A 22,205-nucleotide genomic window follows, 5' to 3' on the forward strand; every position below is an offset into this window, starting at 1 on the left:
CACTGTCGTGTGGTCATTCCCCTGTTCAGGGACTGACCGTCAGTTGTCCATCTTCAGCGCCTGGATAAAGGCGGTCTGCGGGATCTCGACCTTGCCGAACTGACGCATCTTCTTCTTGCCGGCCTTCTGCTTCTCCAGCAGCTTCTTTTTCCGCGTAGCGTCGCCGCCATAGCACTTGGCCGTCACGTCCTTGCGCATCGCCGACAGCGTCTCGCGTGCGATCACGCGAGCACCGATGGCGGCCTGGATCGGGATCTTGAACATGTGCCGCGGGATCAGGTCCTTGAGCTTTTCGACCATGGCGCGGCCCCGGCTTTCGGCACGGTCGCGATGGACCATGATCGACAGCGCATCGACGGGTTCGTCGTTCACCAGGATCGACATCTTGACTAGGAAATCCTCGCGGTATTCGCTGATCTGATAGTCAAAGCTGGCATAGCCCTTGGTCACCGATTTCAACCGGTCATAGAAATCGAACACCACCTCGGCCAGCGGCAGGTCATAGACGACCATGGCACGCGCACCGGCATAGGTCAGGTCCAGCTGGATGCCGCGGCGGTCCTGACACAGCTTCAGCACGTCGCCCAGATACTCATCGGGCACCATGATCGTGGCCTTGATGCGCGGCTCTTCGATGTGGTCGACATGGGTCAGGTCGGGCATGTCGGCGGGGTTGTGCAACTCGCGCACTTCGCCGTCGCGCATGTGCAGCCTGAAGACCACCGATGGCGCGGTGGTGATCAGGTCCAGATCGTATTCGCGTTCCAGACGGTCGCGGATGACCTCCAGGTGCAAAAGCCCCAGGAACCCGCAGCGAAAGCCAAAGCCCAGGGCCGCCGACGTCTCCATCTCATAGCTGAAGCTGGCGTCGTTCAGGGCCAGCTTTTCGATGGCGTCGCGCAGGGGTTCGAAATCGTTGGCATCCACCGGGAACAGTCCGCAGAACACCACCGGCTGCGCAGGCTTGAAGCCGGGCAGCGCCGTCGTGCAGGGCTTGCGTTCATGCGTGATGGTGTCGCCGACGCGCGTATCGCGCACCTGCTTGATCGAGCCGGTAAAGACCCCGATCTCTCCCGGCCCCAGTTCGTCGATGTCGACCATCTGCGGCGTCAGCACCGCCAGCTTGTCGATGCGATGGGTGGCGGCGGTCTGGATCATCTTGATCTGATCGCCCTTGCGGATCACACCGTCCATGACGCGGATCATCACGACCACGCCCAGATAGGCGTCGTACCAGCTGTCGACCAGCATCGCCTTGAGCGGCGCGTCACGGTCGCCCTTGGGCGCAGGAAGGCGCGTGACGATGGCCTCCAGCACGTCGGGGATGCCCAACCCGGTCTTGGCCGAAATAGGGATCGCGTCCTGGGCGTCGATGCCGATGACTTCCTCGATGTTCTCCTTGACGCGCTCGGGCTCGGCCGCGGGCAGGTCGATCTTGTTCAGGACGGGCACGATCTCGTGGCCCGCGTCGATGGCCTGATAGACGTTGGCCAACGTCTGCGCCTCGACCCCCTGGCTGGCATCCACAACCAGCAGCGACCCCTCGACCGCGCGCATCGACCGGCTGACCTCATAAGCAAAGTCGACGTGACCCGGCGTGTCGATCAGGTTCAGGATATAGGTCTTGCCGTCCTTGGCCGGATAGCTGATCCGCACCGTGTTGGCCTTGATGGTGATACCGCGCTCGCGCTCGATATCCATGCTGTCCAGCATCTGGGCCTTCATGTCGCGATCCGCGACAGTGCCCGTGGACTGGATCAGCCGATCGGCCAATGTGGATTTTCCGTGGTCGATATGCGCCACGATCGAAAAATTGCGGATGAGGTCAAGGTCGGTCATGGCCGGGCTATACAGCCCCGCAAAGGCCGCGAAAAGAGGGTATCGCGGCCCTGCGTTATTTGGTGTCAGGGCGCGGCGGGCAGGTCGGCCGCCTGCAGCATCAGCCGCGCCACCTCTGCCGACGATGCCGGGTTCTGGCCGGTCACCAGCTTGCCGTCGCAACCGCAAAGGGCTGCCAGTCCGGACCCTTCTGGTGCTTGCCGCCTTGGGCCTTCAGCTGGTCCTCCAACATGAAGGGAACGACGTCGGACAGGCCGACCGCGTCTTCCTCGCTGTTGGTGAACCCCGCGACGCGGCGGCCGTGGACCAGCGGATCGCCCGACGGCAGGCGCGCCGACAACAGGCCCGCAGGTCCGTGGCAGACCGCGCCGACAACGGCACCCTTGTCGAAGGCCTGGCCCAGCAGGTCGCCCAGGGCCTTCGATTCAGGCAGGTCCCACATGGTGCCGTGACCGCCCGGCAGGAACACGATGTCGCAACCGGACACTTCGACGTCGTCGATCTTGGTGGTGTTCTCCAGCTTGTTCATGACCGCCTCGTCGGCCAGCAGGCGGCGGACCTCGTCGGTCATCGCGTCGCCTTCGGCAGAGGACGGATCGGCGGGGGGCTTGCCACCCTGGATGCTGGCCAGCTCGATCTGCCAGCCCGCATCGGACAGGATCCAATAGGGGGCTGCCAGCTCCTCCCAATAGAATCCCGTCGGTTTGCCGGTGTCGCCAAGCTTGTCATGAGAGGTCAGGATGAACAGGGCCTTGGGCATGGAAAGCCTCCTTGAGAAATGCAGGTATCGCCACAGTGCCGGAATGGCGCCATGGCGTTCGGCACTTTAATGTTCCCCGACGCGTCCCGGTTCCCGGTCGCCATGTCGCACCGGCGCGATCCCAAAGGGTCGCGCGGCCGCCAAGGCCCCTCGATGGGGCCGCGGGCGGCCTCGACCGCCCAAGCCACGCGCGGGCAGATGCTAACCCGGACCGGGCCGCACCAGGCTGTCGACGGGCCGCCTGCGCCGCAGCCCCGCCTCGCGCCACATCGCGTAACCGCCCGCCAGCGCGATCAGCGCCGCTCCCGCCAGCGTCGCCGCATCGGGCCGCTCGCCGAAGATCACCGCCGCCACCACCAGCGCAAAGGCCAGCCGCGTATAGCGGAACGGCGCGACCACCGACGCTCGCCCAAGCGCGAGGCCGCGACCAAGGTCGCATAGCCCACCACGCCGAACACGACCGTCCCCGCCAACAACGTGACCTCGACCGCGCCCGGCATCATCGGCGCAGGCCCCGCCAGCATGCCCAGAACCACACCCGCCGGGATCATCGCGCCATAGGCGGATGCCGACAGCTGGTCCGACGCAACCCCTGCCGGAATGCGCCGCGTGGCCAGATCGCGCAGCGTCAGCCCCGCGACCCCCGCCACCGCCCACAGCATCGCCGGCTGGAACGCCGCCGTCCCCGGCCGCAGGATCAGCAGCACCCCCGCGAACCCTACCGCGACCGACATCCATCGCCGCCAGCCGACCTTCTCGCCCAGAAACAGCGCCGCCCCCAGTACCAGCGTCAGCGGCAGCACCTGCAGAATCGCCGATGTCACCGCCAGATCGCCCACCGCCAGCGCGGTCACCAGACAGATGGCGCCCACGATCTCTCCGGCGTTGCGCAACAACGCCATCGGATGCAGCAGGTCGCGCGTCCACAGACGCCCGCCCCGGCGCACAAGCCGCAGCCAGAAGACCGCGCCCGCGATCACCCCGACCGTGGCCAACAGCTGCCAGACCGGCATCGTCCGGGTCAGCACCTTGAGAAACGCATCCTCGACCGCGAACATCGCCATCGACGCCGACATGAACAGCGCGGCGCGCCCGTTGTCGGTCACGCGGCCCCCTCCAGCGCGGCGATCAGCGCCGGCAGCCCGCCCATATCGGTCAGCTGGTGCAGGCGCGGATGGTCGGGGGCGTCGGCATGTTCATGGCTCCAGGTCAGGTCGTGCGGGATGAACACCGCCGTCCCGCCCAGATCCAGAACCGGGATCACGTCGCTGCGCATCGAATTCCCTGCCATCAGGAACCGCGCCGGCTCAATCCCCTGCCCCATCAGGACGCGGGCATAGGCCTCGGGTGTCTTGTCGGCCAGGATCTGCACCGCGGCGAATCGCTCGGCCAGGCCGGACGCGGCGATCTTGCGCTCCTGATCCATCAGGTCGCCCTTGGTGATCAGGATCAGCCGCCGCCCCAGCAGCGCGTCCAGCGCCCGTTCCACCCCCGGCAGCAGCGTCACGGGATGGGCCAGCATCTCGGCGCCCAGATCCAGGATGCGGGCGATCTGGCGGCCCTCGATGCGCCCGTCGGTCAGCTCGATCGCGGTCTGGACCATCGACAGCATGAAACCCTTGATGCCGTATCCATAGCGCGCAAGGTTCGCGCTTTCCGTGTCGTACAGCCGCGCGGCGATGCTCTCGGGGTCGCCGTGATCGGCCAGCAGAGCGCAGAATTCGGCCTCGGTCACGCGAAAGAACGTCTCGTTTTCCCAAAGCGTGTCGTCGGCATCCAGCCCGATGGCGTCAAACAGGGTCATGTCGTCCTCTTGCGGGCGGCGCCGCTCTGTTTCAGGATCGTGCGACCCAGCCAAGGAGCGCCCGATGATCTATTCCGTCCCCGACATGAGCTGCGACCACTGCAAGGCCGCCATCGAAGCGGCCGTCACCGGGGCTGGCGGCCGCGCCACCGTCGATCTGCCCGAAAAGCGTGTCACCGTCGAGGGGCTGGACCCCGCCACCGCGGAATCGGCCCTGATCGCCGCAGGCTTCACCCCGCGGCCGCTTCCTGCCGCCTGATGCGCATTGCAGGCATCGCCGCGATTGAGCGGCGGCCCGCTTGATGCTAGGATCGCCCGATCGGCCATAGCGGGTAAGAACCGGATCAACCGGCGCGCGGCCGTCCGAGGCATTTCGAGGAGACAGTCCCATGCTGAACCGTTTCGTGATCGCGGCCGCCGCGATCGTCATGACGACGCCCCTGGCCATGGCCGGACCCATCGACAGCGCCTGCGTCCGTTCGGACCGGGCACGCGGCAACGCTCCGCTCTGCGGCTGCATCCAGCAGGTCGCGAACCAGACCCTGTCGCGGTCGGACCAGCGCCAGGCAGCCCAGTTCTTCCGCGAGCCGCATCGCGCGCAAGAGGTCCGCACCTCAAAAAGCGATGCCGACAACGCCTTCTGGGCGCGCTATCGCAATTTTGCGGCGCAATCCGAACGGCTGTGCCGCTGACCTGATCCGCAGGGCTGGCCCGACGGGTCAGCCGATGCGGGCCAGGATCTCGTCCGTCAGGGCGGTCATCTCAGCGACTGCTGGACCCTTGGGGCGTTCGATCGCCCCCAGCCCCAACCCCAGGCTTTCGGCATAGACGACGCGGTTCGACACCTGCGTGTCCGCCACCTGCGCGCCCAGTTCCGCGGCCTTTTGCGCGACCTCGACCGACAGGCGGGTGTTGGGGCGGGTGCGGTTCAGCACGACCAGCACCTCGGCCTTGTCGCGGCGGGCCAGGTCCAGAACGCCCTCGGTCGCCCACAGATCGACATGGCTGGTCGCCACCGGCACCACCACCAGATCGGCCACGCGCAGCGCGGGTCGCAGGTCGCTGTCGATCTTGGGCGGCGTGTCGATGATGACATAATCGAACCGCTTCTTCAGCTTCTCCGATTCGTAGCTTGCCCCCCAGGCCGACGAGGTCGAGAAATCCAGCGCCTCGTCCTCTCCGATGGCGGACATGCGTTCCATGAACCACCGGCCCATGCTGCCTTGCGGATCGGTGTCCACCAGCGCGACCGAATGGCCCCGTGCGTGCAGGCAGACCGCCAGATTGACGGCCAGCGTCGTCTTGCCCGATCCGCCCTTTTGCTGAGCCACCGTGATGATCCGACCTGACATTGTGATATTCCCCTGCGTTTGGCCCAGCCTAGGGACCAACGCAGGCGATTGCATCAAGTTTCTGCGCCTGCAGCATCAGGGGTGGACGGACTGGACCTCGTACATCACCGGCTCGAACGATTTGCACATGCCATGGATTTCCCGGTTGCGACGGCGCATCTCGGGATTGCGCAGCATCGCCTGGTAATCGCGGCGATCGCGCCACTGCGAATAGGTGGCGATACGGGTCTGCGCGTCGTTCAGATGGATCGCCCCGCCCAGGCAGCCGGGCTGCACGCTGATGACCTGCGCCCAGGCCTCGGTCAGCAGGTCCAGCACGTCATGGGCGGTGCCGGGGGTCACCTCGAAGGTGGTGATGACGGTCTGGCCGTCGAAATCGGGCGTGATGCGGGGCATGGGCTGGCCTTTCGTGGGCATGGTCCTGCCACCAGCGTAACCGCCAAGGCGGCTGCGCGCAAAGCGCCATTGCAGGGCGCTGCACGATGTGCATCCTGCCGGGACGGAACAGCAAGGACCAGCCATGACCCCGGTATTCGACGGCCACAACGATTTCCTGCAGCGCGTCGTGGCGGCGGGCGCGGATGCCGACCAGCTTTGGCTGCACGGCGACGGCACCGGTCATCTGGACCTGCCCCGGATGCAGGCGGGCGGCATGGTCGGCGGCTTTTTCGCCATCTGGATTCCGACGCCCGCGGGCCTGGGCGACGACCACTTCATGGACGCGATGGAGAATCCGCCGTTTGAGCTGCCCCTGCCCGCACAGATCGCGTCCGACGTGGCCCTGCCCCAGGCCTTTGCGCAGGCGGCGGCGCTGATGGCGTTGGAACGCACCGGAACGCTGGACATCGTGCGCGATGCCGCGGGTCTGCGCGCCACGATCGCGGCGGGGCGGATCGCTGCGATCATGCACATGGAGGGGGCCGAAGCGATCCGCGATCGCGACGCGCTGCACCTGTGGTACGCGGCGGGCCTGCGCTCGATTGGCCCGGTCTGGTCGCGGCCCACCCAGTTCGGCGAAGGCGTGCCATTCGCCTTTCCCGCCAGTCCGGACATGGGCGGTCCGCTGACGCCGGAAGGCCACGCGCTGGTCGCGGACTGCAATGCGCTTGGCATCATGCTGGACCTGTCGCACCTGAACCAGGCCGGGTTCGACGACGTCGCCCGCATTTCGGACGCGCCGCTGGTTGCCAGCCACAGCGCGGTCCATGCCATCTGCGAAAGCAGCCGCAACCTGACCGATCGGCAGCTGCGCCAGATCGCCGACAGCGGCGGCTTGGTGGGGCTGAACTTCGCCTCCAGCTTCCTGCGCCCTGACGGGAGGCGCCAACCGCTGGAGGATCTGGGCATGATGATCCGGCACCTGGATCACCTGCTGGGGATCCTGGGAGAGGATGGCGTGGCCCTCGGGTCCGACTTCGACGGCGCACTGATGCCCCGCGACCTGCCCGATGCCGCTGCCCTGCCCGCGCTGATCAAGGCGATGGAGGATGCGGGTTACGGCGCCGATCTGATCCGCAAGATCGCCTGTGACAACTGGATCGGGCTGCTGGAACGGACCTGGCGCTAAGGCCCGGTCCCACCGGGCCTATTCGGTTTCGGTCTGACCCGGCGTCGCGATCTGCGCGACAGCGATCATCTGGGCCAGTTCCGGGTCTGCGCCCGGATCGGCCAGCGCGAACCGTTCGGTCAGACTGGCGGGCGACAGTTCGACCCCGCTGATGACCTGCGCGCCGGGGGCTGCCGGACCATAGGTCTGGCCGCTGACCGCGAAATAGATCGCGCCCGAGTTCCCGGTCCGCAGCACCGGCGGCTGTTCCAGCGGCGGCAGCGCAAAGCGTTCGCCCGCATCCATGATCTTTTCCAGCAGGACCGTCCCGTCGGCCGAGGTCACGCGGACCCAAGCCGGACGCGCCGCCATCAGTTCCAACCCGGGGGCATCGGGTGCCAGCGTGCGCACCGCCGTTTCGGGGGCGCCGTTCTGGGCGGTCTGCAACGGGCCGACGGCACCGGGGGCACCTGTCGGCACCTGGGCCACGCCCGCCTGCTGCGCCAACGTATTCTGCGGCAGCGGCACCTGTGCGATCTGACCGGCCGAGGCGATCACATCCTCGACCGTGGCAGAGCTGTCCAGCAGTCCTGGATCGATGGCCGCGATGGGGCCGTCGCGCGCGGTCAGGACCGGCGCCTCGAGGATCTGGGGGCGGTACAGGCGGTCCAGCGCCTCAGGCTGGGGCAGGCTTTGCGCGATGTCGCTGCCCTGCGCGCCGTCGATGGCGGGGTCGGACAGGCCGGCACCCTGGGTAGGGTCCAGTTCGGCCACGACCGTCGGCAGGTCGTCGCCCGGGGTCAAAGTAACGCGCTGGACCTCCTGCAGGACGGCCCAACCGCCGTAGCCCAGCCCACCGATCAATGCCATCAGGACAAAGATCGCGCCGATGGCCCGCGGTTCAACCTCGGACAGCAGACCGCGTTCCTGGGGGATGAACAGCGCGCGGGGATTGGCCAGCGCCTCGGCCGAGTCGGACGGGCGGCGGGCCGGCTTGGGCCCCGCGGCGGCGGGGGCCATGCCGTGCGTCGGCAGGAATCCCGATTCCTTGCAGAAGCGGCGGAAGACCCAATCAGGGTCCATGTTCAGATAGCGGGCATAGGACCGCACATAGCCCGAGATGAAGCTGGGCGTGTCAAAAGCCGAAATGTCGCAATTCTCGATCGCCGCGACATAGGAGGCGCGGATACGCAGCTCGCGCTGGACGTCCAGAAGGGACTTGCCCAACGTCGCCCGCTCTCCGCGCATCAGATCGCCCAAACGCGTGTCATCGTCAAGGAACACCGCGGTATCCCCGACTTGCACGAAATCCTCTGCCGGGTCAGGTACCCGCAGCCTGCTCATCGCCTATGCCCCATCCGCTTGTTATAGGCTGCCTCCGAATCGAAGGCTACCAAAGCTTCTTTAGCCAAAGGTTATCACGCAGGCGAGAGCAGTTCACCCTTGGATTGCATTACGCGCTCAATTCCGCGCGATTCAGGGCGCAGTGCGACCACAGTGCATCCATCGCCCGGACCAGATGATCGATCTGCTTGGGGTCGTGAACCGGCGACGGGGTGAACCGCAACCGCTCTGTCCCGCGCGGACCGTGGGGAAGTTGATCGGCTGGACATAGATGCCATAGTCGCGCAGCAGCATGTCCGACAGCGCCTTGCAATGCACCGGGTGGCCGACATGGACGGGCACGATGTGGCTGCCATGATCGATGATCGGCATGCCAAGCGACTTCAGGCGCATCTTCAGGATGCGGGCGTGCAGCTGCTGCGCATCGCGCAGTTTCTGCCCCTCGGGCGTCTTCAGCAGCGCGATGGATGCCGCAGCGCCCGCCGCCACCGCCGGTGGCAGCGATGTCGTGAAGATGAACCCCGGCGCATAGGACCGGATCGCGTCGCACATCTTGTCGCTGGCGGCGATATAGCCGCCGAACACGCCGAACGCCTTGCCCAGGGTGCCGTTGATGATGTCGATCCGCCCCGAAAGCCCGTCGCGTTCCGCAACGCCGCCGCCGCGCTTGCCGTACATGCCCACGGCGTGAACCTCGTCCAGATAGGTCAGCGCGCCGAATTCGTCGGCAAGGTCGCAGAACCCTTCGATCGGGCCGAAATCGCCGTCCATCGAATAGATCGATTCGAACGCGATCAGCTTGGGCGCGTCCGGGTCGTCGGCGGCCAGCAGCTCGCGCAGATGCGCCAGGTCATTGTGGCGGAAGATCCGCTTGGCGCCGCCGTTACGCTTGATCCCCTCGATCATGGACGCGTGGTTCAGCTCGTCCGAATAGATGATCAGGCCGGGAAACAGCTTGGGCAGCGTCGACAGCGTCGCGTCATTGGCGATGTAGGCGCTGGAGAAGACCAGCGCCGCCTGCTTGCCGTGCAGGTCCGCCAGCTCGGATTCCAGCCGCTTGTGATAGACTGTGGTGCCGCTGATGTTGCGCGTACCGCCAGACCCGGCGCCGGTGGCGTCCAGCGCCTCGTGCATGGCGGCAAGGACGGTGGGGTGCTGACCCATGCCCAGATAGTCGTTTCCGCACCAGACGGTGATCTCCTGGCGTTCGCCGTCGGGGCGATTCCAGACCGCCTGCGGGAACCGGCCCTGCGCGCGTTCGATGTCGATGAAGGTGCGATAGCGACCTTCCTCGTGCAGACGTGCCAGGGCGTTGTCCAAGGCGACATCATATTTCATGGCGGGCGATCCCTTGCATAGCTGGCTGGGTGCGATCATTCTCCGACCGCGCGCTTTCTGCCTTGATAGAGGTCAAGGCGCGAAAAAAACAGGCCGAAAACGTCGCAATTCGACGAAAGGCGCAGGCAGAAACCTGAAATCGACACCGCAAGAGGTAGGAATCATGGGCGAACACGCAAGGCTGCAGGACATCCTGACGCATCTGGACCAAGGGCTGGAGGATGCGCTGGCACGGCTGATGCGGTTTCTGGCGATCCCGTCGATCTCGACCGATCCGGCGCATGCGGGCGACGTGCGCACGGCCGCAGACTGGCTGGCCGGGGAATTGCGGGACCTGGGATTCGACACCCAGATCCACGACACGCCGGGCCATCCGATGGTCACCGCCCGCAGCCCCAAGGGGGATGCGCGCCCGCTGCTGTTCTATGGCCACTATGACGTGCAGCCGGTCGACCCGTTGACCCTGTGGGACCGTCCGCCCTTCGAGCCCGCGATCGAGGACACACCCCAGGGCCGCGTCATCCGCGCCCGCGGCGCATCCGACGACAAGGGCCAGCTGATGACCTTTGTCGAGGCGTTCCGCGCCTGGAAGGCCGTGCACGGCACCCTGCCCACCGACCTGATCCTGCTGTTCGAGGGAGAGGAGGAGTCGGGCTCTCCGTCGCTGCGGCCGTTCCTGACCGCGCATGCGGACAGCCTGCGCGCCGATCTGGCGATGATCTGCGATACGGCGCGCTATGCCGACGGGCGGCCCGCCATCACCACGCAGCTGCGCGGGCTGGTGGGACAGGAGGTCGTCATTCACGCCGCCGACCGCGACCTGCATTCGGGCAGCTTCGGCGGGCTGGCGGCGAACCCGATCATGATCCTGGCGCAGGCGCTGGCTGCGCTGAAGGACGACACGGGTCGCGTCACCCTGCCCGGCTTTTATGACGGCGTGGCCGACCTGTCGCCGGAACTGGCCCGCGATTGGCAGGCGCTGGACTTTGACGGCGCCGACTATCTGTCGCGGGTCGGGCTGTCGCAGCCCATCGGCGAACAGGGCCGCACGGCGCTGGAGATGGTGTGGAACCAGCCCACGGCCGAGATCAACGGCATCGCCGGCGGCTATGCGGGCGACGGGTTCAAGACGGTGCTGCCGGGCACGGCCCGCGCCAAGGTCAGCTTTCGCCTGACCGGCACGCAGGACCCGCAGGCCGTGCGCGCCGCGTTCCAGAACCATGTCCGCCGTTTCGTCCCCGCCGATTGCCGGGTCGAGTTCCACGACCACGGGGCCAGCCCCGCCAGCGTGATGGACATCAGTGACCCGGCCTTTGGTCAGGCCAAGGACGCGCTGACGCAGGAATGGGGCCAGGAGGCTGCCTATATCGGTGGCGGCGGGTCGATCCCCATCGCGGGCGATTTCAAGGAGCTGCTGGGCATGGATTCGATGCTGGTGGGCTTTGCCCGCGACGACGACCGCATCCATTCCCCGAACGAGAAATACGACGTCGAAAGCTTTGCCAAGGGCGCACGGTCCTGGGCGCGCATTCTGGCGGCGCTGCGCTGACATGAAAAAGGGGGCCGGTCCGGCCCCCTTTCCCCAATTCGATCCGTCTTCAGCCCTGCGCGCTGCAGTAGCTTTGGCTGGAGGTCCAGGCGGCGATGTCGGCGCGCTTCTTGCTGCTGCGCATCGGCGCCCAGTCCCGCGCCACGCCGCGCCAGCCGCTGTCGTCGCGGGCGACAGCATTGTCGCGGCCGACCTGCTGCGCTGTGATCTTGACCGCACAGGCCATGTTGTCGGCGCCATTGCGGATGTCGCCGGTGCAATCGTAGTTCCGCCACGTCGCCGGTGCGATCTGCATCAGCCCGATCCAGCGACCGCCGCCACCCGCAGCCTGCGGGTTGAAGGTGCTTTCATGCCGCGCGACCGCCGACAGCAGCCCCGCCCAGAACGCCTTGCGGCCCGTGGGCGCCAGCTGGCGATAGTTGGGGCAGAATTCCGCGATGTCATGGGGGACGTTCGACAGCATCGTCACCCCCTCGCGGTCAAGCGCCTCCATTGTGGCGCGGGTCCATTCGTCAGAGCCGTTGCGCTCTCCCCACCGCATCGGGGGCACCTGGGTCAGGGCCATTTCCTGCGCCTCGACCTGGGTGTCGGTCGGGGCCGACGGGGTCGTGGAACAGGCGGCCACCAGGGCTAGGGCGGCAAGGGAAAGCGCAGCGCGCATGGGGACCTCAAAGGGTGGTTTCGTCGTCCTCTGCCATAGCGTGTGTCGAATATCCTGCAAGAAGAAGGATTTGCCTCGGCGGGAACCTGCCGCGACGCGTCGATTGCATGGTCGGAAATCCGCCGACGGCGATCCAGCTAGCCCGGCATTCATTCGGATTTTACGCATTGCACGGCGTGCGTGATGATTCGCGCGGCAGTGGCGGGCGGGGCCGTGACAATGGCGCGGCCTTGCCCTAAACCGCCGCCAGACCGTTCGCCGCCAAAGAGGCCCGCCATGCTTGACCTGACCTTCACCGCCCCGCAGCCCAAAGTGATCCAAGGCGCGCAAGGCGATTGGGAGCTGGTGATCGGGCTGGAGGTTCACGCCCAGGTCGCATCGAATGCCAAGCTGTTTTCCGGGGCGTCGACACGCTTTGGCTCCGAGCCCAACAGCAACGTGGCCTTCGTCGACGCGGCCATGCCGGGCATGCTGCCGGTCATCAACGAATTCTGCGTGGCGCAGGCGGTGCGCACCGGCCTGGGCCTGAAGGCCGAAATCAACCTGCGCAGCGCATTCGATCGCAAGAACTATTTCTATCCCGACCTGCCGCAGGGCTATCAGATCAGCCAACTGTACCACCCCATCGTGGGCGAGGGAGAGATCATCGTCGACATGGGCCCCGGCATCGCCCGCCGCGTCCGCGTCGAGCGCATCCACCTGGAACAGGACGCGGGCAAGTCGATCCATGACATGGACCCGACCATGTCCTTTGTCGACCTGAACCGCACCGGCGTGGCCCTGATGGAGATCGTCAGCCGCCCCGACATCCGCGGCCCCGAAGAAGCCGCCGCATATGTCGTGAAACTGCGCCAGATCCTGCGCTATCTGGGCACCTGCGACGGCAACATGCAGAACGGCAACCTGCGCGCCGACGTGAACGTCAGCGTCTGCAAGCCCGGCGATTACGAGCGGTTCCAGGAAACCGGTGATTTCGGCCATCTGGGCACGCGCTGCGAAATCAAGAACATGAACTCCATGCGCTTCATCCAGGCCGCCATCGACTATGAGGCCCGCCGCCAGATCGCGATCCTGGAGGATGGCGGCTCGATCGTGCAGGAGACGCGGCTGTACGATCCCGACAAGGGAGAGACCCGGTCGATGCGGTCGAAGGAGGAGGCGCATGATTACCGCTACTTCCCCGACCCCGATCTGCTGCCGCTGGAGATCGAGCAGGCTTGGGTGGACGACATCGCGGCATCCATGCCCGAACTGCCCGATGAGAAGAAGGCCCGGTTCGTGCGCGACATGGGTCTGTCGGAATACGATGCGGGCGTCCTGACCGCCGAGGTCGAGAACGCGGACTATTTCGAGGCCGTGGCATCCGGCCGCGACGGCAAGATGGCCGCGAACTGGGTCATCAACGAGCTGTTTGGCCGCCTGAACAAGGAAGGGCTGTCGGTCGCGACATCGCCCGTGTCGGCAGCCCAGCTAGGCGGCGTGATCGACCTGATCGCATCCGACGCGATCTCGGGGAAAATCGCCAAGGACCTGTTCGAGATCCTGTGGACCGAGGGCGGCGACCCGGCCCGGATCGTCGAGGATCGCGGCATGAAGCAGGTCACCGACCTTGGCGCGATCGAGGCCGCGGTCGACCAGATCATCGCCGACAACCCCGCCCAGGTCGAAAAGGCCCGCGCCAACCCCAAGCTGGCCGGCTGGTTCGTGGGGCAGGTGCTGAAGGCCACCGGCGGCAAGGCGAACCCCGCCGCCGTCAACGAGATGGTCGCCCGGAAACTGGCCCTGTGACCCCCACCCCCTCGCGACAGGACGCTGCCATGCGCTTTGAGTATTCCGTCATTCCCGCGCCGACCAAGGCCGAAAAGGCCCGCGAGGCCAAGACGCCCACCGACCGGTTCGCGCTGTCGCTGACGGCAGAGCTGAACCGCATGTCGGCCGAGGGCTGGGAATACGTGCGCGCCGACGTCCTGCCGAGCGAGGAGCGCAGCGGCCTGACAGGGCGCACGACGGTCTATCACAACGTGCTGGTGTTCCGCCGTCCACAGTCGGTCGACCCCGAGGTTCGACGCCTGCCCCAGCCCGACGTCCCGGATGCCGCCCCGGCGGCCCCGGACGCGATGACCGACCGCCCCTGAGCGTCAGGCGGCAGCGCTGAGGGGTACGGGGCAAAACGGCACGATCTCGACCCGGTCGCGTTCGAACGTGCAGAAGCTGCCGGGGGGAACCTCCGTCCAGTCGGCCTCGTCACTCTCCAGCGGTTCGGACACGACGGCCCAGCCCTGACGGCTTTCCGACCAGCGATGGTACAGCGACGGCGCCTGATCGTCGCTGCTGTAGCGCAGTGCGTACAGCCGCTCTCCGTCCGACAAGGCACAGGCCGCGCGGACATACGGCGCGCAGCCACGCTGGCGGGCCAACGTCCCCAGCAGGCCAAGCGCCCGCTCCATCGCCGCCTTGGGATTTTGGTCCAACCCGCAGCCCAATGCCACCAGGAACAGCGCCTCGCTGTCGGTCGCACCCTTGCGGTGGGGATAGTATTCGTCGGGGATCAGCACGTCGGCATGCCGCCGGAACCCATCATAACCTCCGAACTGGCCGTTATGCATGAAGCTCCACCGACCGACCGCAAAGGGATGGCAGTTGTTGCGGCTGGTCGCCGTGCCGGTGGACGCACGCACATGCGCCATGAACAGACCAGAACGCACCTGTGCCACAAGGCTGCGCAGGTTCGGGTCGGACCATGCCGGCATCACGTCGCGATACAGCCCCGGTTCGGGCCGTTCGCCATACCACGCGATGCCGAACCCGTCGGCATTCACCGGCGTATGGCATCGCATCGCGCCCTGGCTTTGCCGGATCAGCGAATGCGCCGGCCGGCTGACGATGTCTTCCAGAAAGATCGGTGCGCCCAGATAGGCGGCCCAACGACACATGCCCTGCCCCTTCACGTCTCTTTTGTGACAGGATTAGCACGAAAGTCTGAAGGTTTCATCTATTCCGTGGGGGGCGCGGCCTCTTCCACGATGACAAGATCGCGTTCGCTGGCGCCTTTGGCATGCGCAAGGGCCGCCTGGTATTCGGTGCTGCGATAACAGGCAACCGCCGCATCAAGCGACGGGAACCGCGCAACCACGTGGCGGGCGCGATCCGCGCCCTCCAGCACGTGATACCGGCCGGCGCGGGCCAGGAACACGCCGCCATGCGCGGCAATCGCGGGCCCCGCCGCCTTGGCGTACAGGCCATAGGCGTCCGGGTCCGTCACGGTCACATGGGCAATCCAAAGCGCTGTCATTTGCTGTCCTCGATGATCTTGCGGGCGTCTTGGAACGCCGTTTCCGCGGCCGCGAGCGAGGGGGCGCCCCCCTGTGCCCGGTCCGGGCGGCCGCCACCGCCCTTGCCGCCCAGTGCGGCGGTCGCTGCCTGCACCAAAGCCACGGCGCTGATGCGGCCGGTCAGGTCGGGCGTGACGCCCGCGGCAACGGTGGCCTTGCCACCATCCTCGGCCAGCACCAGCACGGCGCCGCTGCCCAAGGATGCCTTCATCTCGTCGACCAGCGCGCCCAGCTCCTTGCCGCCGACGCCCTCGACCTTGCGGGCGATGAACTTGACGCCTGCGATCTCCTCGGCCTCATCACCGCCGCCCATGGCCAGCTGACGCTTTAGCTGCGCGACCTCGTTGGCCAGCGCCTTGCGTTCGTCGGCCAGCGCGCGGACGCGAGTGACGACCTCGGCGGACTGCGCCTTGAGGATGCCCGCGATCTCCGCCAGACGGCTGTCCGCGTCGCGCAGATGGGCTAGCGCCGCCTGTCCGGTCAACGCCTCGATCCGCCGCACACCTGCGCTGGAGGCCGCATCGCCCAGCAGCACGAACGCCCCGATATCGCCCGTCCGCGCCACATGCGTGCCGCCGCACAGCTCCAGCGAATAGGTCGCGCCATCCGCGCCCTTGCCGCTGCCGGGCTGCGCGCCCATCGACACGACCCGGACTTCGTCCCCGTATTTCTCGCCGAACAGCGCCTGCGCGCCCAGGGCGCGGGCATCGTCTGGCGTCATGATCCGCGTGTCGACCGGGCTGTTCTGACGCACATAGCCGTTCACCTCGGCCTCGATCGTCGCCAGTTGCTCTGCGGTCACCGCATGGTTGTGGCTGAAATCGAACCGCAGGCGGTCGGGCGCGTTCAGGCTGCCCCGCTGCGCGACGTGATCGCCCAAGGCGCCGCGCAGCGCCTCGTGCAGCAGGTGCGTCGCCGAGTGGTTCGCCCGGATCGCCGACCGGCGGTCGTGATCGACCGACAGCTGCGCGCCCTGGCCGCGGCTGATCGTGCCCATCGTGACCTCGGCCTGATGGATGAAGACGCCCGCCACCCTCTTGGTGTCGGTGACGCGCGCCGCGCCCGTCTCGGTCCGGATCAACCCGTGATCGCCGACCTGCCCGCCGCTTTCGGCATAGAAGGGCGACTGGTTCACCACGATGGCGACCTTGGTGCCCTCGCCCGCCTCGGCCGTGTCGGCGCCGTCGATCACCAGTGCGGTGATCTGGCCCTCGGCCTCCTCGGTGTCATAGCCCAGGAATTCGGTGACGCCGTGCTTTTCCGCCAGTTCAAACCAGATGGTCGCATCCGCAGCCTCGCCCGATCCCGACCATGCAGCGCGCGCCATGCGCTTCTGCTCGGCCATGGCCGCGTCAAAGCCTTCGGTCTGCACCGCGCGACTCTTTTCGCGCAGCGCGTCCTGTGTGAGGTCCAGCGGAAAGCCGAACGTGTCATACAGCTTGAACGCCGCCTCGCCCGGCAGGTCGGCGCCTTCGGGCAGGCGCGCCAGTTCGTCGTCCAGCAGGCGCAGACCGCGGTCCAGCGTCTGGCGGAACCGCGTCTCCTCTGACCGCAGGGTCTCCTCGATCATCGCCTGCGCGCGGGTCAGTTCGGGATAGGCCGCCCCCATCTGGCGCACCAGCGCGGGCACCAGCTTGTGCATGACCGGATCCTGCGCACCCAGCATGTGCGCATGGCGCATCGCGCGGCGCATGATTCGGCGCAGCACATAGCCGCGACCCTCGTTCGATGGCATGACGCCATCCGCGATCAGGAAGCTGGTCGACCGCAGGTGATCGGCGATCACCCGGTGATGCACCTTGCCCGGCCCGTCGGGGTCCGCGCTGGTCGCATGCGCCGACGCCTCGATCAGCGACCGCATCAGGTCGGTGTCATAGTTGTCGTGCTTGCCCTGCAGCAACGCGCCGATCCGCTCCAGCCCCATGCCGGTATCGATGGACTGCATGTCCAGCGCGCGCATGGAGCCGTCCTCGAACTGCTCGTTCTGCATGAAGACCAGGTTCCAGATCTCGATGAAGCGGTCGCCATCCTCGTCCGGGCTGCCCGGAGGGCCGCCGGGGATCTTGTCGCCATGGTCGAAGAAGATCTCGGTGCAGGGGCCGCAGGGACCGGTCGGGCCCATCTGCCAGAAATTGTCGGATGTCGGGATGCGGATGATCCGGTCGTCGGACAGGCCCGCGACCTTCTTCCAGATCTGCACGGCCTCGTCGTCGGTGTGATAGACGGTGACCAGCAACCGGTCCTTGGCGATCGCGAAATCGTGGGTCAGCAGTTCCCAGGCATGCGCGATCGCCTGTTCCTTGAAATAGTCGCCAAAGCTGAAGTTGCCCAGCATTTCAAAGAACGTATGATGCCGCGCGGTATAGCCGACATTGTCCAGATCGTTGTGCTTGCCGCCCGCGCGCACGCATTTCTGCGCGCTGGTGGCGCGGTTGTAATCACGCGTCTCGACCCCGGTGAACAGGTTCTTGAACTGCACCATGCCGGAATTGGCGAACATCAGCGTGGGGTCGTTGCGGGGGACCAGCGGGCTGCTGTCCACGACCCGGTGGCCGTTCCTTTCGAAATAGCCAAGGAAAGTCGAGCGGATGTCATTCAGACTGGGCATGGCGGGCCTTCATCGCAAAAGTGTCTCCGGCCAAGCCGGGCTGCGGATGGTCTATCGCCCGCCCGCAGCCCTGTCCAGCAACCGGCATGTGAAAAGGCGCAGGGTTTCCCCTGCGCCCGCCCGTCGTGATGGCCGCGACCTTATTCGGTCAGCGATTCATCCTCGCTGCTGTCAGAGCCTTCGCCGACGCCGAATTCCAGGCCGTGGCTGGCGCGGATCTTGTCCTCGATGGCAAAGGCCACCTCGGGACGGTCGCGCAGGAACTGCTTGGCATTCTCGCGGCCCTGGCCGATGCGCTCGTCGCCATAGGAGTACCAGGCGCCCGACTTCTCGACCACGCCGGCCTTGACGCCAAGGTCGATCAATTCGCCGACCTTGCTGATGCCCTCACCGTACATGATGTCGAATTCGACCTGCCGGAACGGCGGCGCGACCTTGTTCTTGACCACCTTGACGCGGGTGGCGTTGCCCACGACCTCGTCGCGATCCTTGACGGCGCCGGTGCGGCGGATGTCCAGACGGACCGAGGCATAGAACTTCAGCGCGTTGCCGCCCGTGGTGGTCTCCGGGTTGCCGAACATCACGCCGATCTTCATGCGGATCTGGTTGATGAAGATCACCATGCAATTGCTGCGACCGATGCTGGCCGTCAGCTTGCGCATGGCCTGGCTCATCAGGCGGGCCTGGCTGCCCATCTGCATGTCGCCCATGTCGCCCTCGATCTCGGACTTGGGCGTCAGCGCCGCGACCGAATCGATCACGACCAGGCTGACGGCGCCCGACCGCACCAGCGTGTCGACGATCTCCAGCGCCTGCTCGCCCGTGTCGGGCTGGCTGATCAGCAGCTCGTCCAGGTTCACGCCCAGCTTGCGGGCATAAAGCGGGTCCAGCGCGTGTTCGGCGTCCACAAAGGCGCAGACGCCGCCCTTCTTCTGTTCCTCGGCCACGACATGCAGGGTCAGCGTCGTCTTGCCCGAGCTTTCGGGCCCGAAGATCTCGATGATGCGGCCCTTGGGCAGGCCGCCGATGCCAAGCGCGATGTCCAGACCAAGCGACCCGGTCGAGGTCGACTCGATCTCGGTCACCGGATTGTCCTTGCCCAGCTTCATGATAGAGCCCTTGCCGAACTGCCGTTCGATCTGGGCCAGGGCGCTGTCCAGCGCCTTCTGCTTGTCCGCTGCGCGTTTGTCCGTCATGTCGAAGATGCTCGCCTGTGCCATGTGATCCCCACGTTATTTCACAGCCCTCCGGGCGGGGCAATCAATTCGACCGACCGGATGTTCTTGTCTTGTTCACCACTAGATGCGCCATCCTTAACCAGTTTTCAAGGATGTTGTGGTCGATTGGCGATTCGCCTGTGCCAGCATCGTCCAAGGACGGTTAACAAAGCGTTTACAGCCCTAGGTCAGCCCGCTATCCAACCCATCCGTGCACCTGCAATACCACGATCGGACGACAGGCATGCTGATATTCTGGGACCAGAAGCTGGTGTTCCTTGCGACGCCCAAGGCCGGCTCCACGGCGATCGAAATGGCGCTGGACTCGCTGGCATCGGCGTCGCTGCTGCGCCCCGCGGCACTGAAACACACCGACATCGCGACCTATCGCCGTTTCGTCGGTCCCTGGCTTTCCGCCCAGACTGGTGCCGCGTTCACCACCGTCGCCCTGATGCGGGAACCAGTAGATTGGCTGCGCAGCTGGTATCGCTTCAAGCTGCGCGATGATCACGACGATCCGCGCCATGCAATGGACGGCATCACCTTTGCGGATTTCGCCGGGCGTTATGCCGCAGGCCAGCACCCCGAGATCGGCAGCCAGAGCGATTTCCTGACCGACGGCGACCAGCGCGTCGACCGCATCTTCCGGTACGAAGACATCACCAGCTTCGTCGACTTCCTCGAATCACGGCTGGATTGCGCGATCGAGCTGCCACGGATCAACGTCCCGCCCAGTGTCGACGTTCACCTGCCCGAACCGGCCGAGGCGCAGCTTCGTCACGCGATGGCGCGCGACCTGCAGGTCTATGCATCGCTGCAGGCGCGGGACTGACGCATCAGTGCAGGCGGTCGCCGCCTGCCGGACGCGTCAGCTGCATCTCGACCAGCTGGGTCAGCTCGGTCAGCGTGAACGGCTTGGCCAGGAATGACGCGTCGGCGATGGGCACCTGCCCGTCGACGAAGATGTCCTCGGTATAGCCGGACATGAAAATCACCTTGGCGGCGGGCAGCATGCGGCGACCCTCGCGGACCCAGGTGGGGCCGTCCATGCCGGGCATCACCACGTCGGTGACGAAGATGTCGACCGGACCGTCGCGCCCCTGCAGCAGGGTCAGCGCGGCCTCTCCCGATCCGGCCTCCAGCACGTCGTAGCCCTTGAGCTTCAGCGCGCGGGCGGCAAAGGCGCGGACCGGCGCCTCGTCCTCGACCAGCAGCACGGTGGCGCGGGGGCCGGTCTGCAGCTGCGGGGCGGGGCGCGGTGCCGGACGCGCGGCCGGCACCGCCGCGATCAGGGCGCGGGCATGGGCCGGGAAATAGATCGAGAAGGTCGTCCCTTCGGCCAGCACGCTGTCGCAGAAGATAAAGCCGCCGGTCTGCTTGACGATGCCATAGGCGGTGGACAGGCCCAAGCCCGTCCCCTCACCCGTGCGCTTGGTGGTGAAGAACGGCTCAAAGATCTTGCCCAGGTGGTCGGGGGCGATGCCGCAGCCGTGGTCGCGGACCAGGATGCGGACATAGTCGCCCTTGGGCAGGGTGACCTGGTCGCGGGTCATCGCCTCGGCCAGGTGCAGGTTCTCGGTGCGCACGGTGATGTCGCCGCCACTGGGCATGGCATCGCGGGCGTTGACGACAAGGTTCATGATGACCTGCTCCAGTTGCCGCTTGTCGGCGCGGATGGCGCGCAGCGCCGGATCGTAGGTGATGGTCAGGCCCACCCGTTCGCCGACCAGCCGGTTCAGCAGATGGGTCAGGTCGGCCAGGGTGTCGCGCAGGTCCAGCGTTTCCAGCCGCAGCGTCTGCTTGCGCGAAAAGGCCAGCAGCTGCCCGACCAGGGCCGCCGCGCGGTTGGCGTTCTGGCTGATCTGGTCCAGATCGGCATAGTCCGGATCGCCCTTGTCGCGCTTGAGCATCAGCAGGTCGCAATGCCCGCTGATCGCGGTCAGCAGGTTGTTGAAATCATGCGCGACACCGCCGGCCAGCTGGCCGATGGCCTGCATCTTCTGGCTTTGCACGAACTGCGCCTCCAGCGTCTTGAGGGCGCTGGCGTCGGTCAGCACGGCGATCATGCGTCCGGCCTCGACCGGATCGCGTGCCAGGGACAGTTGGAAATGGCGGTCACGCATCTCTCCCTGACGGCTGTCGGGGTGGCGCAGGCGCAGCATCTCCGTTCCGTTGGTGGCGCGCCCGGCGCACATGTCGGAAAGCCAGTCCGCCAGCGGGCGCCCCGGCCCTTCCAGCAGCTCGGCCAGGTTCTGGCCCTCGTCCGCCAGCATCCCGTCCAGCAGGTGGCGCGCGGCGGCGTTGGCTCGGCAGATGCGGCCATCGGTCGCCAGACGCAGCAGCGCCACGGGAATGGCGTCGAAATCATCCGCGGGGGGCTGGTCATCCTCCATCGCCAAGGCAAGCTCGAACCCGTCGGGCTGGACGCCCGCGCGGTGCAGCGACCAGATCTGCAGCGGTGCGTCGGGCAGGCAGGACAGGGACAGGATCTCTCCTTCGGCCAGTTCAAGATCGGCATTGCCCACCCGCAGCGCGCGGGAGGTCAGATCGGCCAGCTGCCCCTCGGCATCGGCGCGCAGACGGGCGATCAGCGACAGGACCGGGCGTCCGGTCAAATCCTCGAATTGCGTCCGGGCGGCGTCGTTCTGGAACAGCACCTGGCCGCGGGCATCGCACATCCAGATCGGGTCGGCGGCTGTCGCCACCTCGCCCCGGATGGCGCGCAGGGCCTTGCGGGCCGCAACGCCGCGGGCCAGATGGCCCACCGCGACCGCCCCGCCCAGCAGGTACCACGCGACCGCCACCGTCGAGACAAGCACCGCCGCCGTCCCGGTCGCGGCGCCCGGTCGCAGCAT

The 22,205-nt window shown here is 66.7% G+C and carries 21 protein-coding genes and 1 pseudogene; 7 read left to right on the forward strand and 15 right to left on the reverse strand.

All coding sequences use genetic code 11. The features are described 5' to 3' along the window. Nucleotides 1–39: 39 nt before the first annotated feature. From lepA to TY51_RS18620, 5 genes are all read right to left on the reverse strand, one after another. Complete coding sequence (lepA, locus tag TY51_RS18605; protein ID WP_042252593.1) at nucleotides 40–1,839, reverse strand: translation elongation factor 4; 1,800 nt, start codon at nucleotides 1,837–1,839, stop codon at nucleotides 40–42. A gap of 142 nt (nucleotides 1,840–1,981) precedes the next feature. Next, nucleotides 1,982–2,599: a type 1 glutamine amidotransferase domain-containing protein gene (locus TY51_RS18610; protein ID WP_307538093.1), complete on the reverse strand. Its 618-nt coding sequence runs from the start codon at nucleotides 2,597–2,599 to the stop codon at nucleotides 1,982–1,984. Between the two features lie 201 nt (nucleotides 2,600–2,800). Continuing rightward, complete coding sequence (locus tag TY51_RS24420) at nucleotides 2,801–2,998, reverse strand: hypothetical protein (protein WP_307538096.1); 198 nt, start codon at nucleotides 2,996–2,998, stop codon at nucleotides 2,801–2,803. After that, nucleotides 2,941–3,705: a DMT family transporter gene (locus TY51_RS18615; protein WP_307538099.1), complete on the reverse strand. Its 765-nt coding sequence runs from the start codon at nucleotides 3,703–3,705 to the stop codon at nucleotides 2,941–2,943. The genes TY51_RS24420 and TY51_RS18615 overlap by 58 nt, the downstream gene beginning before the upstream one ends. Beyond that, nucleotides 3,702–4,403: an HAD family hydrolase gene (locus TY51_RS18620; protein WP_042252595.1), complete on the reverse strand. Its 702-nt coding sequence runs from the start codon at nucleotides 4,401–4,403 to the stop codon at nucleotides 3,702–3,704. Before TY51_RS18620 ends, TY51_RS18615 begins: the two co-directional genes overlap by 4 nt. A 64-nt stretch (nucleotides 4,404–4,467) precedes the next feature. Between TY51_RS18620 and TY51_RS18625 the strand changes: the two genes are divergently transcribed. Together TY51_RS18625 and TY51_RS18630 are read left to right on the forward strand one after the other, a co-directional pair. Next, nucleotides 4,468–4,662 carry a heavy-metal-associated domain-containing protein gene (locus TY51_RS18625; protein WP_042252598.1) on the forward strand — a complete coding sequence of 65 codons (195 nt, stop codon included), beginning with the start codon at nucleotides 4,468–4,470 and terminating at the stop codon, nucleotides 4,660–4,662. Nucleotides 4,663–4,792: 130 nt separating this feature from the next. Then, the gene (locus tag TY51_RS18630; protein ID WP_052650467.1) at nucleotides 4,793–5,095 is read left to right on the forward strand and encodes a hypothetical protein; all 303 of its coding nucleotides are present in this window, start codon (nucleotides 4,793–4,795) and stop codon (nucleotides 5,093–5,095) included. Nucleotides 5,096–5,122: 27 nt separating this feature from the next. On the opposite strand, the gene parA is transcribed toward TY51_RS18630, so the two are convergent. Both parA and TY51_RS18640 read right to left on the reverse strand, forming a co-directional pair. Further along, nucleotides 5,123–5,755 (reverse strand): ParA family partition ATPase, encoded by a 633-nt coding sequence (gene parA, locus TY51_RS18635; protein WP_042252601.1) that lies wholly within the window; start codon nucleotides 5,753–5,755, stop codon nucleotides 5,123–5,125. Nucleotides 5,756–5,830: 75 nt separating this feature from the next. Further along, on the reverse strand, nucleotides 5,831–6,151 hold the full coding sequence (locus TY51_RS18640; RefSeq protein WP_042252604.1) for an antibiotic biosynthesis monooxygenase family protein: 321 nt from the start codon (nucleotides 6,149–6,151) through the stop codon (nucleotides 5,831–5,833). A gap of 124 nt (nucleotides 6,152–6,275) precedes the next feature. Here TY51_RS18640 and TY51_RS18645 point away from each other — a divergent pair, with 124 nt between their 5' ends. Beyond that, nucleotides 6,276–7,322: a dipeptidase gene (locus tag TY51_RS18645; RefSeq protein ID WP_042252608.1), complete on the forward strand. Its 1,047-nt coding sequence runs from the start codon at nucleotides 6,276–6,278 to the stop codon at nucleotides 7,320–7,322. An 18-nt stretch (nucleotides 7,323–7,340) separates the two neighbouring features. On the opposite strand, the gene TY51_RS18650 is transcribed toward TY51_RS18645, so the two are convergent. Both TY51_RS18650 and hemA read right to left on the reverse strand, forming a co-directional pair. Then, nucleotides 7,341–8,549 (reverse strand): helix-turn-helix domain-containing protein, encoded by a 1,209-nt coding sequence (locus tag TY51_RS18650; RefSeq protein WP_156118123.1) that lies wholly within the window; start codon nucleotides 8,547–8,549, stop codon nucleotides 7,341–7,343. A 205-nt stretch (nucleotides 8,550–8,754) separates the two neighbouring features. Next, nucleotides 8,755–9,983: pseudogene (gene hemA / locus TY51_RS18655) on the reverse strand (5-aminolevulinate synthase). A gap of 163 nt (nucleotides 9,984–10,146) precedes the next feature. Here hemA and TY51_RS18660 point away from each other — a divergent pair. Continuing rightward, on the forward strand, nucleotides 10,147–11,532 hold the full coding sequence (locus TY51_RS18660; RefSeq protein ID WP_042252611.1) for a M20/M25/M40 family metallo-hydrolase: 1,386 nt from the start codon (nucleotides 10,147–10,149) through the stop codon (nucleotides 11,530–11,532). Nucleotides 11,533–11,581: 49 nt separating this feature from the next. Here TY51_RS18660 and TY51_RS18665 read toward each other — a convergent pair whose 3' ends face one another. After that, on the reverse strand, nucleotides 11,582–12,193 hold the full coding sequence (locus TY51_RS18665) for a lytic transglycosylase domain-containing protein (protein WP_042252614.1): 612 nt from the start codon (nucleotides 12,191–12,193) through the stop codon (nucleotides 11,582–11,584). Between the two features lie 276 nt (nucleotides 12,194–12,469). Between TY51_RS18665 and gatB the strand changes: the two genes are divergently transcribed. After that, on the forward strand, nucleotides 12,470–13,981 hold the full coding sequence (gene gatB / locus TY51_RS18670; protein ID WP_042252617.1) for an Asp-tRNA(Asn)/Glu-tRNA(Gln) amidotransferase subunit GatB: 1,512 nt from the start codon (nucleotides 12,470–12,472) through the stop codon (nucleotides 13,979–13,981). Between the two features lie 29 nt (nucleotides 13,982–14,010). Next, nucleotides 14,011–14,328 carry a DUF4177 domain-containing protein gene (locus TY51_RS18675; RefSeq protein ID WP_052650469.1) on the forward strand — a complete coding sequence of 106 codons (318 nt, stop codon included), beginning with the start codon at nucleotides 14,011–14,013 and terminating at the stop codon, nucleotides 14,326–14,328. Nucleotides 14,329–14,331: 3 nt separating this feature from the next. Here TY51_RS18675 and TY51_RS18680 read toward each other — a convergent pair whose 3' ends face one another. The 4 genes from TY51_RS18680 to recA form a co-directional block, all read right to left on the reverse strand. Next, nucleotides 14,332–15,126 (reverse strand): class II glutamine amidotransferase, encoded by a 795-nt coding sequence (locus tag TY51_RS18680; protein WP_042252620.1) that lies wholly within the window; start codon nucleotides 15,124–15,126, stop codon nucleotides 14,332–14,334. Nucleotides 15,127–15,185: 59 nt separating this feature from the next. After that, nucleotides 15,186–15,485: a DUF1330 domain-containing protein gene (locus TY51_RS18685; RefSeq protein ID WP_042252623.1), complete on the reverse strand. Its 300-nt coding sequence runs from the start codon at nucleotides 15,483–15,485 to the stop codon at nucleotides 15,186–15,188. After that, nucleotides 15,482–18,133 (reverse strand): alanine--tRNA ligase, encoded by a 2,652-nt coding sequence (gene alaS / locus TY51_RS18690; RefSeq protein ID WP_042252626.1) that lies wholly within the window; start codon nucleotides 18,131–18,133, stop codon nucleotides 15,482–15,484. The genes TY51_RS18685 and alaS overlap by 4 nt, the downstream gene beginning before the upstream one ends. Nucleotides 18,134–18,273: 140 nt before the next feature. Further along, nucleotides 18,274–19,353, reverse strand: a complete 1,080-nt coding sequence (gene recA, locus TY51_RS18695) for a recombinase RecA (protein ID WP_042252629.1) — start codon at nucleotides 19,351–19,353, stop codon at nucleotides 18,274–18,276. A gap of 241 nt (nucleotides 19,354–19,594) precedes the next feature. Here recA and TY51_RS18700 point away from each other — a divergent pair, with 241 nt between their 5' ends. Further along, nucleotides 19,595–20,182: a sulfotransferase family 2 domain-containing protein gene (locus tag TY51_RS18700; RefSeq protein WP_042252632.1), complete on the forward strand. Its 588-nt coding sequence runs from the start codon at nucleotides 19,595–19,597 to the stop codon at nucleotides 20,180–20,182. A gap of 4 nt (nucleotides 20,183–20,186) precedes the next feature. Here the strand turns inward: TY51_RS18700 and TY51_RS18705 are convergent. Beyond that, nucleotides 20,187–22,205, reverse strand: a 2,019-nt coding sequence (locus TY51_RS18705; protein ID WP_042252635.1) for an ATP-binding protein, incomplete at its 5' end; no start/stop codon positions are given.

It is taken from the genome of Paracoccus sp. PAMC 22219, assembly GCF_000787695.1.
In the GTDB taxonomy this organism is placed as follows: Bacteria; Pseudomonadota; Alphaproteobacteria; order Rhodobacterales; family Rhodobacteraceae; genus Paracoccus.